General features: G+C 71.4%; 16 protein-coding genes. 1 reads left to right on the forward strand and 15 read right to left on the reverse strand.

The features are described from left to right. Positions 1-152: 152 nt before the first annotated feature. Positions 153-1,043 (reverse strand): 30S ribosomal protein S2, encoded by an 891-nt coding sequence (gene rpsB, locus ACSUPV_RS11185; RefSeq protein WP_037763869.1) that lies wholly within the window; start codon positions 1,041-1,043, stop codon positions 153-155. Positions 1,044-1,316: 273 nt separating this feature from the next. On the opposite strand from rpsB, the gene ACSUPV_RS11190 reads away from it, so the two are divergent. After that, positions 1,317-1,880 (forward strand): peptidoglycan DD-metalloendopeptidase family protein, encoded by a 564-nt coding sequence (locus ACSUPV_RS11190; RefSeq protein ID WP_436947410.1) that lies wholly within the window; start codon positions 1,317-1,319, stop codon positions 1,878-1,880. A 218-nt stretch (positions 1,881-2,098) separates the two neighbouring features. Here ACSUPV_RS11190 and ACSUPV_RS11195 read toward each other — a convergent pair whose 3' ends face one another. The 14 genes from ACSUPV_RS11195 to rimM all read right to left on the reverse strand — a co-directional run bounded on the left by ACSUPV_RS11195 (position 2,099) and on the right by rimM (position 13,458). After that, positions 2,099-2,656, reverse strand: a complete 558-nt coding sequence (locus ACSUPV_RS11195) for a TetR/AcrR family transcriptional regulator (protein ID WP_031120914.1) — start codon at positions 2,654-2,656, stop codon at positions 2,099-2,101. Between the two features lie 93 nt (positions 2,657-2,749). Further along, complete coding sequence (gene whiG / locus ACSUPV_RS11200) at positions 2,750-3,592, reverse strand: RNA polymerase sigma factor WhiG (RefSeq protein ID WP_020270719.1); 843 nt, start codon at positions 3,590-3,592, stop codon at positions 2,750-2,752. Between the two features lie 274 nt (positions 3,593-3,866). Continuing rightward, entirely contained in the window at positions 3,867-5,024 is a 1,158-nt protein-coding gene (gene dprA, locus ACSUPV_RS11205; RefSeq protein WP_037763872.1) for a DNA-processing protein DprA, read from the reverse strand. Further along, positions 5,021-6,646: a YifB family Mg chelatase-like AAA ATPase gene (locus tag ACSUPV_RS11210; protein WP_436947411.1), complete on the reverse strand. Its 1,626-nt coding sequence runs from the start codon at positions 6,644-6,646 to the stop codon at positions 5,021-5,023. Before ACSUPV_RS11210 ends, dprA begins: the two co-directional genes overlap by 4 nt. Beyond that, a complete protein-coding gene (locus tag ACSUPV_RS11215; protein ID WP_389617373.1) occupies positions 6,646-7,008 on the reverse strand; it encodes a YraN family protein in 363 nt (120 codons plus the stop codon). The genes ACSUPV_RS11210 and ACSUPV_RS11215 overlap by 1 nt, the downstream gene beginning before the upstream one ends. Positions 7,009-7,115: 107 nt before the next feature. Then, positions 7,116-7,424 carry a DUF2469 domain-containing protein gene (locus tag ACSUPV_RS11220; RefSeq protein WP_003993268.1) on the reverse strand — a complete coding sequence of 103 codons (309 nt, stop codon included), beginning with the start codon at positions 7,422-7,424 and terminating at the stop codon, positions 7,116-7,118. Positions 7,425-7,480: 56 nt separating this feature from the next. Next, positions 7,481-8,005, reverse strand: a complete 525-nt coding sequence (locus ACSUPV_RS11225) for an NUDIX hydrolase (RefSeq protein WP_382614845.1) — start codon at positions 8,003-8,005, stop codon at positions 7,481-7,483. After that, positions 7,995-8,774 carry a signal peptidase I gene (gene lepB, locus ACSUPV_RS11230; protein ID WP_031120919.1) on the reverse strand — a complete coding sequence of 260 codons (780 nt, stop codon included), beginning with the start codon at positions 8,772-8,774 and terminating at the stop codon, positions 7,995-7,997. The genes ACSUPV_RS11225 and lepB (ACSUPV_RS11230) overlap by 11 nt, the downstream gene beginning before the upstream one ends. Before the next feature lie 113 nt (positions 8,775-8,887). Beyond that, entirely contained in the window at positions 8,888-9,850 is a 963-nt protein-coding gene (gene lepB / locus ACSUPV_RS11235) for a signal peptidase I (protein WP_436947412.1), read from the reverse strand. Further along, positions 9,738-10,829: a signal peptidase I gene (gene lepB, locus ACSUPV_RS11240; RefSeq protein ID WP_031120921.1), complete on the reverse strand. Its 1,092-nt coding sequence runs from the start codon at positions 10,827-10,829 to the stop codon at positions 9,738-9,740. Before lepB (ACSUPV_RS11240) ends, lepB (ACSUPV_RS11235) begins: the two co-directional genes overlap by 113 nt. After that, positions 10,822-11,550: a signal peptidase I gene (gene lepB / locus ACSUPV_RS11245; protein WP_037763881.1), complete on the reverse strand. Its 729-nt coding sequence runs from the start codon at positions 11,548-11,550 to the stop codon at positions 10,822-10,824. The genes lepB (ACSUPV_RS11240) and lepB (ACSUPV_RS11245) overlap by 8 nt, the downstream gene beginning before the upstream one ends. A 45-nt stretch (positions 11,551-11,595) precedes the next feature. Next, on the reverse strand, positions 11,596-11,946 hold the full coding sequence (gene rplS, locus ACSUPV_RS11250) for a 50S ribosomal protein L19 (protein WP_003993262.1): 351 nt from the start codon (positions 11,944-11,946) through the stop codon (positions 11,596-11,598). 136 nt (positions 11,947-12,082) lie between these two features. Continuing rightward, the gene (gene trmD, locus ACSUPV_RS11255; protein ID WP_031120923.1) at positions 12,083-12,916 is read right to left on the reverse strand and encodes a tRNA (guanosine(37)-N1)-methyltransferase TrmD; all 834 of its coding nucleotides are present in this window, start codon (positions 12,914-12,916) and stop codon (positions 12,083-12,085) included. After that, the gene (rimM, locus tag ACSUPV_RS11260; RefSeq protein ID WP_031120924.1) at positions 12,916-13,458 is read right to left on the reverse strand and encodes a ribosome maturation factor RimM; all 543 of its coding nucleotides are present in this window, start codon (positions 13,456-13,458) and stop codon (positions 12,916-12,918) included. Before rimM ends, trmD begins: the two co-directional genes overlap by 1 nt. Positions 13,459-13,483: the final 25 nt, after the last annotated feature.

The raw sequence follows: 13,483 nt of genomic DNA on the forward strand, positions 1-13,483 counted from the left end.
GAGTCTGTGAATCTTTCTCGAAGTCTGGAAGATCGAAGATCTGCGGGTGCGCCCATGGAGCCGGGGGGCGCTGTCCTTCCGCTGACCTACGGGTGAACGGCGGGAGCGGACTTCATGTCAGCGCTCCCGCCGTCAACTCGGACGCTGACGGGTCAGGCCTGCTCGGCCTCGGCCGGCTTCTCGCCCTCGGCCGGCTTCTCGGCCTCGGCCTCGGCGGCCGGAGCAGCCTCGGCGGCCGGAGCGGCCTCGGCGGCGGCCTCGTCGGCCTTCTTCTCGCCCTCGAGCAGGTCGCGCTCCCACTCGGCCAGCGGCTCGCCGGCGGCCTTCTCGCCCTTGCCCTCGGTGGCGACACCGCTGCGGGCGATGAGGCCCTCGGCGACGGCGTCGGCGATGACGCGGGTGAGCAGGGTGACGGAGCGGATCGCGTCGTCGTTGCCCGGGATCTTGTAGTCGACCTCGTCGGGGTCGCAGTTGGTGTCGAGGATCGCGACGACCGGAATGTTCAGCTTCCGGGCCTCACCAACGGCGATGTGCTCCTTCTTGGTGTCCACGATCCAGACGGCGCTGGGCACCTTCTGCATCTCGCGGATACCACCGAGGGTCTTCTCCAGCTTGGCCTTCTCGCGCGAGAGCACGAGAAGCTCCTTCTTGGTCAGACCGGACGCGGCGACGTCCTCGAAGTCGATCTGCTCGAGCTCCTTGAGGCGCTGCAGACGCTTGTAGACGGTCGAGAAGTTGGTGAGCATGCCGCCCAGCCAGCGCTGGTTGACGTAGGGCATGCCGACGCGGGTGGCCTGCTCGGCGATGGCCTCCTGCGCCTGCTTCTTCGTGCCGACGAACATGACCGTGCCGCCGTGGGCGACGGTCTCCTTGACGAACTCGTAGGCGCGGTCGATGTACGACAGCGACTGGAGCAGGTCGATGATGTAGATGCCGTTGCGCTCCGTGAAGATGAAGCGCTTCATCTTCGGGTTCCAACGACGGGTCTGGTGACCGAAGTGGACGCCGCTCTCCAGCAGCTCCCGCATCGTGACGACGGCCATGGCCGTATCTCCTTGAATTTCTCGGTTGTGCCGCGGATGCCGGACGGCTTCCGCGCCTGACGCCCACTGCGCGCCGTGCCACGAGGGACCGAGGGGCGCTGATACGGCCCGTTGCCGGGCTGCGTATCGGGGCGTGCGAAGTCGACCCGGTGACCCGGATCGCCACCAGAAGTGTACGGGACCCGCGGGGCACCGGGTGACGCCGTTGTCCACAACCGGGCGGTGGTCCACAGCCACGGTCCGGAAGGGGCGGCGGTCCGGGACGCTTTCGGCATGCGAGCGAAGCGATGTGTGCGTGGGTGTACGCGGCTGGTCCTGCTGCTGGTGTTCACGGCGACGGCCCTGCTGTCCCCACCGCCGAGCCTGTCCCTGACCGGTACGGATGCGACCGTACCCGCCCTCGGCCGCACCTGGCCGGTGGGCTTACGTCCCCCGGTCCTGCGCGGCTGGGAACCCCCCGAGACGGTGTACGGCCCGGGCCACCGGGGCGTCGACCTGACGGCAGCGCCCGGGACGCCGGTGCGGGCGGTGGCGGCGGGCCGGGTGGCCTTCGCGGGCCGGGTGGCCGGCAAGGGGGTCGTCTCGGTGGACCTGGCGGGGACCGGCGATCCCCCGCTCCGCACGACCTACGAACCCGTGACGGCGTCCGTCGAGGAGGGCGCGGAGGTGGAGGCGGGCGAGGTGATCGGCACGGTGGCGGCGACCGGCTCGCACTGCACGGCTCCGTGCGTGCACTGGGGCCTGCGCCGGGGCGGGACGTACCTGAACCCGCTGTCGCTGCTGCCACCGTGGCTCCTCAACCGGGGCCCGTCGAGGCTGCTGCCGGTCCTCACCTAGGGCGCGGCTCGCCCAGGGCACGGGGAGTCGCGCCGCTCGGGCGGCGCGGGCGGGCGCCTTTGCGCCGTGGGTGGGCGATGGGCCTCCGCCTGAGCAAAGCCGAGAGCCTGGCGGAGGCGCCCGGCAGCACCCCGCTGCACCCCGCGGCGGCGGGCTGCTCACCCACCCGGCCCCGGCTCCGGCTCCGGCTCCGGCTCCGGCTCCGGCTCCGGCGAGGCTCAGCCCCGCACACCCCGCAGAGCCATGGAGACAGCCGCCTCGGTGACGACCCCGGGCTCCTCCGCGGCCCCCAGCTCGATCCGCCGCACCGCCGCGTCCACGACGCCCTGCACCAACATCGCGGCGAGCCGGGGCTGCTCGTGCCCCATCTCGGCCAGCGCCTCGACGATCATCGCGACGAGCCCGCCGTGCGCCGCCCGGATCTTCTCCCGGGCCCCCGCGTCCAGCTCACTCGCGGAGATCGCCACCACGGCCCGGTGCCGCCGGTCCCCGACCAGTTCAAGCTGCTGCCGCACATACGCCTCGACCTTGGCGTCGGGCGTCTCCGCCCGCTCCATCGCCGCCGACACCTCCGCCGCCCAGACAGGGAAGTCGACCTCGCACAGTTCCTCGACCACGGCCGCCCGTGACCGGAAGTACTCGTAGACGGAGGACCGCGCGAGGCCCGTCCGCTCGGCGAGGGCCGGGAAGGTCAGCGCCTCCGTACCGCCCTCGGACAACAAGGAACGAGCCGCGTCCAGCAGGGCGGCTCGCTGCATCGACCGGTGCTCGGCCACGGAGGCCGCTCGAATCCTTGGCACATCAACACTCTACGGACGCGCCGGGCCGGACGGGAGTGGCTCCCGCCGGGCCGACGCCATCCGGCCAGGTCAGCGGCCGAAGCTCGCCAGTTTCGCTCTGAGCTGGAGCACGGACTTGGTGTGGATCTGGCTGACCCGGCTCTCGGTCACACCCAGCACGTTCCCGATCTCGGCCAGCGTGAGGCCCTCGTAGTAGTACAGCGTGACCACGGTCTTCTCCCGCTCGGGCAGCGTGTTGATCGCCCGGGCGAGGAACCTGCGCAGCTCCCGGTCCTCGGCGACCTCCACCGGGTTGTCGGCGGCGGTGTCCTCCAGCGTGTCCATGACGCTCAGCCCGTCGCCGCCCTCACCGCCCCCGTGCAGCAGCTCCTCCAGGGCCACCACGTTGGCCAGCGACAACTGGCTGAACACCGCGTGGAGTTCCTCGACCGCGATACCCATCTCGGAGGCCACCTCGCCCTCCGTCGGCGTGCGCCGCAGCCGCGCCTCCAGGGTGGCGTACGCCCGCTCCACGTTGCGCGCCTTCTGCCGCACCGAGCGCGGGATCCAGTCCAGCGCCCGCAGCTCGTCGATCATCGCGCCGCGGATCCTGGTGATGGCGTACGTCTCGAACTTGATCTCCCGGTCGATGTCGAACTTCTCGATCGCGTCGATCAGCCCGAACACCCCGGACGAGACGAAGTCCGCCTGCTCGACGTTGGACGGCAGGCCCACGCTGACCCGGCCCGCGACGTACTTCACCAGCGGCGAGTAGTGCAGGATCAGCTGCTCCCGCAGCCGCTCGTCCCCCGTCGCCTTGTACGACCGCCACAGCTCGTCGAGCGTCGAGGGAGCGGGCGGCCGCACGCTGCCACCGTCACGGGCGGCTGGGGGGATCGCCGCCCGGTCGGACCCGGAGGTGTGCTGGGGCATTCGTCGCCTTGTGCCGTTCTGCTGCGAAGTGGTGCTGCTGGGGTGAGCTGTCTGTCTGATGTCGAGTTGCCTGTCCGTGTCGGTATGCTCGTGAGCGTAGCGTGACTGTGGTGTCGCGGTGCGCGAAGGACGGAGGTCGAAGGGGGCGCAGACACGTTCCGGAAGGCGTCCGGCCGAAGCGCCGCGCTCGCCCGGCGTGCTCACCGCAGACCCCCAACTGGGCGCATTCCAAGGGGTGTCGGGGTTCCCCCGGACGGCCGAACAGGGGCGGTCCTCATGGCTCGGGACCGCCGCGGACCGACATCACCGCCTGGCGTGTCAACTTCCAGCCGTCGCCGTGTCGTTCGACGTAACCGAGTGCTCGGAGTTCGTACAGTCTCGCGATCGCGTCGTCCGGTGTGGTCTGTGCGCGGCGCGCGATCTCGTCCGGCCGGGCGGCCCGGCGCCCCGGCAGCGCGGCGAGCACCTGCCGGGCGGCCGGCTCCAGCAGGTCCCGGGGCAGGACGGGGCCGCGCCGGTCGGGGGCGAGCTGTCCGATGTCGCCGACCAGCTCGACGACGTCGGCGGCGTCGGTGACCAGGGCCGCTTCCGCGCGCAGGAGCTCGTGCACCCCGGCGGACAGGGCGCTGGTGGCGGGGCCCGGTACGCCCATTGTGTGCCGGCCCAGGCGCTGGGCCGCCCGGGCGGTGACCAGGGAGCCGCTGCGGTGGGCGGCCTCGACGACCACGGTGCCGCGGGTGAGGGCCGCGATCACCCGGTTCCGCAGAATGAACCGGCTCGGTGTCGGATGATCGCCGGGCGGCAACTCACCGATGACCAGACCCTGTTCGGCGATCCTGCCGATCAGCTGGGTGTGTCCGCGCGGGTAGGGCCGGTCGACGCCGCAGGCGAGGACGGCGACGGTGGCTCCGCCCGTGCCGAGGGCTCCGCGGTGGGCGGCGCCGTCGACGCCGTAGGCGCCGCCGGAGACCACGACCCAGCCCTGCTCGGCGAGACCGGCGGCGAGGGTGGCCGCCATGTGCGCCCCGTACTCGGTGCAGGCCCGGGCGCCGACGACCGCGACCGACTTCAGCGCCCACATGCGCAGGCTGGGCCTCCCTCGCACCCACAGGCCCAGGGGCCGGGCATCCCCGAGATCGTCGAGCTGCCCCGGCCACTCGGACTCCCCGGGGCACACGAACCGCACCCCGGCGTCGCGGGCGACCTCCAGATCCCGCCGCGGCCGGGCGACCGCGGCCCTGGCCAGCAGCCCGGCCCACCGCTTCGCGCTCACGCCCGGCAGAGGCGCCCCTCCCTCCACCAGCCGCCGCACCACTCCCCCGACCCCGACCTCCCGCACCCACCGCCCACCGGCTTCGTCCCCAGGCTCGATGACGCGGGAGAGGAAGACGCGGGCGAGGAGTTCGTCGTCCGGGTCGTCGAGGACGCTCACGTCAGTGCCCCGATGGCCATGGGCACGCCCCTCGGTACGCCGGTGCGCAGCTGGAGCGCGAGTGCGACGTCCGTCGCGTCGGGCCGGTCGTGGCCCACCAGATCGGCCACGGTCCAGGCCACGCGCAGGACGCGATCGAGTCCGCGGGCGGTCAGGACGCCCCGCTCCAGGTTCCGCTCGGCCTCGTCCATCGCGCCGGAGGCGGCGTACCAGCGGCTGCGCAGCTCGCGGCCGGGCACCTCGCTGTTCGTCCGCCAGGGAGTGGCCGCCAGGCGCTCCGCAGCCCGTTCCCGGGCCGCCCGGACCCGGTCGGCGACCGTCGCGGTGGACTCGCCGCGGGCGCCGCAGGCGGTCAGCTCGGTGCGGGTGACGCGGTCCACCTCGACGCGCAGGTCGACGCGGTCGAGCAGCGGCCCGGAGAGCCTGGCCTGGTATCGGCGGATCGCCGAGGGCGGGCACTCGCAGAGGTCGTCCCGCTGGGAGAACCGGCCGCACGGGCAGGGGTTGGCCGCGAGCACCATCAGGAACTTCGCCGGGAAGCGCACGACTCCCGCGCTGCGCGCGATCACCACGTGGCCCGCCTCCAGCGGCTGGCGCAGCGCGTCCAGGGCCTGGCTGTTGAATTCCGGCGTTTCATCCAGGAACAACACGCCGCGATGGGACAGCGACACTGCGCCGGGCCGCGCGATGCCGGGGCCGCCGCCGACGAGTGCCTGCATGGTGGCCGAGTGGTGCGGGGCGCAGTACGGGGCGACGTCGATCAACGGCTTGCCGGGTGGCAGCAGGCCCGCCACGGAGTGGACCGCGGTGACCTCCAGCGACTCCTGCCGACTGAGCCGGGGCAGGATGGTGGGCAGCCGCTCCGCGAGCATCGTCTTGCCGGCCCCGGGCGGCCCCTCCAGGAAGAGGTGGTGCCCGCCCGCCGCGGCCACCTCCACCGCCGTGCGCGCCGACAGCTGTCCCACGACGTCCGCCAGGTCGTGGCCGTGGTCGTGCTGGGCGGCGCCGACGCTGTGCATGCCGGTGGCCGCGCCCGCGCCCGGCACGCGCAGACCGGCGAGGAGTGGATCCGGGCGTCCCAGCTCGTCCTGCTCCTCGTCGGGCACGGGTTCGTCGGCCAGGATGGCGATCAACTGCCGCAGGCTGCGGACGCCGAGGACGGAGACCCCGGGTACGAGGGACGCCTCGGCGGCCGCGCACTCCGGCACCACCACCTGCTCATACCCCGCGTCCGCCGCCGCCAGCACCGCCGGCAGCACCCCCCGCACCGGTCGCACCCGTCCGTCCAGCCCCAGTTCGCCGATCATCACGATGTCGGCGAGGACCCGCGGGTCGATGCGTTCCGCCGCGCCGAGGACCGCCGCCGCGACGGCCAGGTCGAAGCCGCTGCCGGACTTCGGTACGGAGGCCGGGCTCAGGCCCACCGTGAGCTTCTTCTGCGGCCAGGCCGCTCCCGAGTTGACGACCGCGGCGCGCACCCGGTCGCGGCTCTCCGTGAGGCTCTTGTCGGGCAGCCCCACCAGCGTGAACGCCGCCACGCCCGGTTCGAGGTCGGCCTGCACCTCGACGACCACGCCCTCGACGCCCACCAGCGCCACCGAACACGTACGGGCGAATGCCATCAGGCCACCCCCCGCACGTGCTCGACCACGGCCGCGCCGCGGGCGGGCAGCAGGACTCCGACGACGTCGATGCGGACCCCGCCGGGCGGTGCGCCCCCGTGGGTCTGGATCCACCGCTCGGCGAGGTCCCGCAGCCGGTCCGCCTTCTGCGGGGTCACGGCCGCCATCGGATGCTCGAAGGGACCTTCCCTGCGGGTCTTCACCTCGCAGACGACCAGGACGTCCCCGTCCCGGGCCACGATGTCGATCTCGCCGTTGCGGCCCGAGCGCCAGTTGCGCTCCAGGACCGTCAGGCCCGCCTCCGCCAGCCGCCTGGCCGCCAGGCTCTCTCCGTACCTGCCCATCGCACTGCGTGCGTTCATGTCGGCACCACCTCCGGCGCCAACGATCACGCAGCCGCGACCCAGAAGTGGATCTTGGTGGACAGCTCAGCGGTTGTGGACAACCCGGTCACCCGCCGGGGTGAACGTCACCCGCTCGGCAGCTCCAGGTCGCTCTTGTTCAGCTCCTCAATGTTCACATCCTTGAACGTGAGGACCCGGACCTGCTTCACGAACCGCGCCGGCCGATACATGTCCCACACCCAGGCATCGGCCATGGACACCTCGAAGAACACCTCACCCTGGACCGAGTGCACCTGCATCTCGTAGTCGTTGGTCAGGTAGAAACGCCGCTCGGTCTCGATCACGTATTTGAACAGACCGACGACATCGCGGTACTCCCGGTAGAGCTTCAGCTCCATCTCGGTCTCGTACTTCTCGAGGTCCTCGGCGCTCATGGCATGTTCCCCTTCAGCCGTGCGATCCCACCATTGTGCGCCAGTCCCGTGAGCCGCTAGACGATTTCCGGGTCAAGGATCACGGGCCTGGCCGGGGGACCTTCGTCGAGCAGCGTGCGCAGCAGCCCGGCGAGTCTGGTCGGATACACCGTCTCATGTGCCCGGGTCAGTTCCGGACAGGTCCACCAGCGCGCTCCGGCGACGCTGCGCCGTTCCAGCTCGGTCAGCCCGGCGGCGGCGACCGCCGTACGGTCCGTACGAGCCAGGTAGTACCACTCGTCCTGGTCCCAGCGGCGGCCCGCGAACGGGAACGAGCACACCCGCCGCCACAGCACCGGGCCGAGCTCGACCTCGGTGATGCCCGTCTCCTCGGCGAGTTCCCGCAGGGCGGCCTCTTCACGGGTCTCGTCGCCCTCCACGCCGCCGCCGGGGGTGAACCACCAGTCGTCGGCCGGATCGTCCGGCTCGTGCCCGTGCAGCAGCAGGATGCGGTCCTGCGGGTCGAGCAGCACGACCCGGGCGACCTTGCGCAGTCCGCCCTCGTAGCCGTCCTGGCCCGCGTCCAAGGCCTCAGCGGACACCCGCGGGCTCCGCGTTCGACCGCCGCGCCCGGGCCGCGTCCGCGCGCTTGGCGATCGGGCCGTAGGCACCGCCGCCCAGGACGAGCACGGCGCCGGCGATGATCAGGGCGGTGATCGTGCGCAGCGGTCCGGGCGAGGAGAGGGCGCCGAGCGGTTCGAAGCCGGTGGGGCGCTCCAGCATGCCCTTCATGGGCCAGACGACGGCGTCCACGCGCGCGTCCACGGCGGAGCGGGCCACCGTGCCGCTGGCGGCGTCGGTCAGGTGGGCGGTGGAGTCGACGGAGTTGCCGCGCTCGTCGCCGAGCAGGAACAGCCGGCCCTTGGGGACGGTCACGGTCGGGAAGTTGCTCATCTCGGCCGGTGTGCCCTCGGGCAGGTACGTCTCGTCGATCTCCTTGCCGTTGACCTTGAGCTTGCCGTCCTGGCAGCAGGAGACCGTGTCGCCGCCGATGGCGACCACGCGCTTGACCATGGGCGCGTTCGCCCAGGTCGCGTCCTTGAAGACGACGACGTCGCCGCGGCGCACGTCGGCGCCGTCGACCCGCTGCGCCAGGATCCGGTCGCCCGCGTCGATCGTCGGCGTCATCGAGCTGGTGGGCACGGTGTACGGCCGGTAGACCACCGCTCCCCAGGCGAACCCGCCGAGGAACAGCACGAGGCCCAGCGCGACGGCCAGCCCGGACAAGCGCTGTCCGGTCCGGCTGCCCACCGGGCCCGTGCCTGTGCCGCCGCCGCGCGGGGCCGTGTGCGTCCTGCTCTCGCCACCCATGGGTCCGCACCCTACCCGGGGGTACCGACCGGGGTCAGCAGACGGGTGGGATCACTGCCGACCGAGCGGCGCCGTCTGCTTCCCACCCCGGGTCGCCGCCCTCCTGGGCCGTGCTACTGCTTCCTGCGGCGCCACCACACCACCGGCACCACACCGGCGAGCGCCAGCCCCTGCGGCGCGACCGCCCAGCCCACTGCGGCCGGCTGGGCGTTCAGACCGGCCTGGTCGAAGGTGTCCGGCACCGGCAGCGTGTCCCAGCGGTTGATCGGCCAGGCGATGACGATGGCCCGTCCGACGACGTCCTTCACGGGGACCATGCCGTGGTGCTTGTCGGACTGGTTGTAGCGGGAGTCCCGCGAGTTCTGCCGGTGGTCGCCCATGACCCAGATGTAGCCCTTGGGGACCTTCACCTTGAACTGGCCGCCCTGGTCGTCGACGCTGCACGGCGTGTTGCCGGCGTAGACGTACGACCGCTCGTCCAGCGCCTTGCCGTTGACCGTCAACGGGCCGGTGCCCTTGCACTCGATCGTGTCACCGCCGACGCCGATGACGCGCTTGATGAGGTCCTTCTCCTCCGCGGACGGCATGAGGCCGATCCAGCTGAGGAACGTCTGCAGGGCGTTCGGATCCGTCGTCGGCTCGCCCGCCAGCCAGTTGTCCGGGTCGTGGAAGACGACGACCTCGCCACGCTCGGGCTCGGAGCCGAACCAGGGGGTCAGCTTGTCGACCAGGACGCGGTCTCCCTGCTGGAGGGTGTTCTGCATCGAGTCGGAGGGGATGGAGAACGCCTGCACCAGGAAGGTCTTGATCAGCAGCGCCAGTACCAGCGCGATGCCGATCAGGATGGGCAGCTCCTTCCAGAAGGAGCGTGGTTTCTTCGGTGTCCGGGCCGTACCGCCCGGCCCCTGGCCCTCGGCTGTCGTGTGCTCGCCTGTCACCCTGTCGTCCTCGGCTGCCCCGGAGTCACTCCCGGAGGTCACGGCGCTGTCCGCGGCCGGGACGGCGGATTCCGCGGGGCGTCCGCGGTGCTCCTCGCCGTCGTGTCCGGACCGTGCGCCAACCGCCACATCCCCCACGCCAACTCCTCACTCTGTGCCGCCGCCTGCCCCATACACGACGCAGGCCCACCACTCCCATAACGAGCGGGAGTTCCGCAGGGGTCGGGAGCTGGATCGTTCCGTTCGAATCGTCGGAGGCAACCCTATGCGACAGCGGAGGAGCAGCGGTCGACCCGGTGGCCGAGTCGGACACGGAGGCGTACGTGTTCGGCTCCTCGAGCATGTTCCAGTGGCCGAGGGGCCAGGCGATGACCATGGCACGGCCCACGACCTCCTCCTCGGAGACCGTGCCGCCGTAGTCGGTGTCCTGGTGGGCGCGGGAGTCCGCGGAGTTGTTCCGGTGGTCGCCCATCACCCACAGCCGCCCCGGGGGCACCGTGATGTCGAACTGCGTGTCGGACGGGGCGATGCCGGGGTACAGGTAGTCCTCGTTCAGCGGGATGCCGTTGACGGTCACGCGCCCTTGCGCGTCACAGCACTTGACGCGGTCGCCGCCGACGCCGACGACCCGCTTGATGAGGTCCTTCTCGTTCTCGGACGGCAGCAGGCCGATGAAGGTGAGCCCTTCCTTGATCTGCTTGATGACGACGGGGTCGTCCTTCTGCGTGGTGGGCTGCTCGTCCTGGAGCCAGCCGCCGGGGTCCTTGAACACGACGACGTCCCCGCGCTGCGGCTTCGAGCCGAACCACGGGGTGAGTTTGTCGACCAGGACGCGGTCGCCGATCTGGATCGTCTGCTCCATGGAGCCGGACGGGATGACGAAGGCCTGGACGAGGAAGGTCTTGAGGACGAGGGCTATCAGGACGGCGACGCCGACGAGGAGGGGTATCTCCTTGACGGCACCGCGCCTGCGGCGCCGTTTGACCTTCTTCTGGAGTTTGCGCCGCTCGGCGCGCGTACGGCCGCCGGACGGGCTGGCGGCGCGCCGGGCGCCGGTGGGCAGCAGGTTGTCCGCGGGGCTGGCGGGGACGCCGCGCGGTTTGCCGCGGTTACCCATGGGCGCCCGCCTCTCCGGCGGCGGGGGCGGGCACGTGTGCGTAGGCGTCGGGGCGCTGCAGCCGGGTGGCGTGGCCGAAGGGCCAGACGATCCAGTCGGCGCGGCCGATGACGTCGTCGACCGGGATCATGCCGCCGCCCGGTGAGCCGAGGTGGTTCCGGGAGTCGCTGGAGCTGCTGCGGTGGTCGCCGAGGACGAACAGGGTGCCGTCGGGCACGACGACGTCGAAGGGCACCGAGGACGGGCTGTCGCCGGGGTACAGGAAGCCCGACTCGTCGACCGGCCGGCCGTTCACCTGGATCCTCCCCTCCTTGTCGCAGCACACCACGTGGTCTCCCCCCACGCCTACAACGCGCTTGACGTAGTCCGCGTGCCCGAAGTAGCCGGTCCCGTCGAACACGACGATGTCTCCCCGCTGCGGATCGGCACCGAAACGGTACGCCAACTTATTTACGAGAACCCGGTCCCCGATCCTCAATGCCTGCTCCATGGATCCGCTGGGGATCTGGAACGGCCGCATCACGAACGTGCTGAGGAACAGCAGGAACAGCAGGCACGTCAGCAGGGTGAGAGTGATCCGGCCGCCCGGGATCCATGCGCTGACACGCGACACCAACGCGAAACGCGACCGGCCCTCCGGCCCTCCGGGGTCCGAGGTCTGCTCGGAGTCGGAAGGGCGGGAGGAGCGGTCGCGCTCCGTCGGCTGTGCTTCGGTGTCCATCGGAGCCAGATGCTATCCGGCCCCGGTGTGAACCCCGGAGAGCGCTCAGCTCTCGCGCTTCTCCTTGATCTTCGCGGCCTTGCCGCGCAGCTCGCGCAGGTAGTACAGCTTGGCGCGACGGACGTCACCCTTGGTGACGAGCTCGATCTTCTCCACGATCGGGGTGTGCACCGGGAAGGTGCGCTCGACGCCGACGGAGAAGGAGACCTTGCGGACCGTGAAGGTCTCGCGCACGCCGGAGCCCTGGCGACGGATCACGACGCCCTTGAACTGCTGCACACGGGAGCGGTTGCCCTCGATGACGCGGACGTGCACGTTGACCGTGTCGCCCGGGCGGAAGGCGGGGACGTCGCTGCGCAGCGACGCGGAGTCGACGGTGTCGAGCAGGTGAGACATGTCGTCTGCTTTCCTCGCTGATGCCACAGGTCATCAACGGAAACTAGGTGTTTCGGAATCAGGGCTGTGCGGGTCGGGGCGGGCGTCGTCTCCCCCTGTGGCAGGGGCGCACGCCGGACGGACGCACAACAGCTGGCTATTCTTCCACGTCGTCGGTCCTGCGCCAAAATCGGCCGTACGGCTCCCCCTCCGGGTCGGGTGCCCAGCCCAGGATGGAGAGCATCTCGCGGTCCTTCTTGTCGAAGGCCTTGGGGTCGCACCGCTCGATCAGGTCGGGCCGGTGGGCGGTGGTGCGCCTCAGGGCCTCGTCGCGGCGCCAGCGGGCGATCTTCCCGTGGTGGCCGCTGAGCAGCACGTCGGGGATGTCCCGGCCGCGCCACTCGGGCGGCTTGGTGTAGACGGGGCCCTCCAGCAGGCTCGCCATGGCGCCGGGCGCGAAGGAGTCGTCCCGGTGGGACTCGGCGTTGCCCAGGACGCCCGGCAGCAGCCGCGCCACGGCCTCCGTGACGACGAGGACGGCCGCCTCGCCGCCGGCCAGCACGTAGTCGCCGATGGACACCTCGTACACCGGCATGCGCGTCGCGTACTCGTCGACGACGCGCCGGTCGATGCCCTCGTAGCGGGCCGGCGTGAAGATCAGCCAGGGGCGCTCGGAGAGGTGGACGGCGAGTTCCTGGGTGAAGGGGCGTCCGCTGGGGGTGGGCACGATGAGGGCGGGCTCGTGGGAGCCGGTCTCGTAGCCGTCGGCCAGGACGGAGTCCAGGGCGTCTCCCCAGGGCTCGGTCTTCATGACCATGCCGGGGCCGCCGCCGTAGGGGGTGTCGTCGACGGTGTGGTGGCGGTCGTAGGTCCAGGAGCGCAGGTCGTGGACGTGGACGTTCAGCTGTCCACGCGCGCGTGCCTTGCCCACGAGGGAGACGTTCAGCGGTTCCAGGTACTCGGGGAAGATCGTGACGACGTCGAGGCGCATTACGACTCTTCCCGGCTGGACGCGATCTCGGCGCGGTCGTCGATCAGGCCGGGAGGCGGGGTGATGACGGCCCTCTGCTCCTCCAGGTCGATCTCGGTGACGATCTCCTCGACGAAGGGGATCAGCACCTCGCTGCCGTCGGGGCGCTCCACGATGAACAGGTCCTGGGTGGGCAGGTGCGAGATCTCCGTGATCCGCCCGACCTCGGTGCCGTCCGCGGTGACCACGTCGAGGTCGATGAGCTGGTGGTCGTAGTACTCGTCCTCGCCCTCGGGCAGTTCGTCCGGGTCGACGTCGGCGATCAGGAGGGTGTTGCGCAGGGCCTCGGCGCCGTTGCGGTCGCTGACGCCCTCGAAGCGCAGCAGGAGACGGCCGCTGTGGACGCGGCCCGTCTCGATGGTGAGCGGTCCCGCGGAGGCGGGATCGGTGGCGAGTACGGCACCGGGGGCGAGCCTCAGTTCCGGCTCGTCCGTACGGACCTCGACGGTGACCTCACCCTTGATGCCATGGGCACGGCCGATCCGTGCGACTACCAGCTGCACGTGTCCAATCTCCTGTCATACGGCT

The sequence above is a fragment of the Streptomyces sp. SudanB52_2052 genome (genome assembly GCF_964272415.1).
GTDB classification, from domain to species: domain Bacteria; phylum Actinomycetota; class Actinomycetes; order Streptomycetales; family Streptomycetaceae; genus Streptomyces; species Streptomyces olindensis.